Here is a 278-nt window from a genome sequence, read left to right as displayed (position 1 = left end):
GAACACGGCCGTTAAGCTCTTCAGCGCCGATGGTAGTTGGGGGTTTCCCCCTGCGAGAGCAGGACGCCGCCTGGCAAAAGAATTACATATGCTGCTCTTTTTATGGTTGTAAATACATAAAAAGAAATATTAATTCTTAAAAAGTTATTGACTAATTAACAAAAAAATGATACTATATAATAGTTGTCGTTAAAATATTTGCATTCCGCAGTAGCTCAGTGGTAGAGCAATCGGCTGTTAACCGATCGGTCGCAAGTTCGAGTCTTGCCTGCGGAGCC

Annotated in this window: 1 tRNA gene and 1 rRNA gene; both read left to right on the top strand. The window is 42.1% G+C overall.

What is annotated here, in order from left to right:
• Positions 1–75 (top strand): 5S ribosomal RNA (rrf, locus tag L2D08_RS24745); the annotation flags it as partial.
• Positions 76–204: 129 nt separating this feature from the next.
• Positions 205–276: transfer RNA gene (locus L2D08_RS23740), tRNA-Asn, on the top strand.
• The last annotated feature ends 2 nt before the right edge of the window (positions 277–278 follow it).

This window comes from Domibacillus sp. PGB-M46 (assembly GCF_022668875.1).
GTDB lineage: Bacteria > Bacillota > Bacilli > Bacillales > Domibacillaceae > Domibacillus.
Note: the sequence above shows the minus strand (reverse complement) of the source record. Positions and strands in the feature narration are given on the sequence as shown.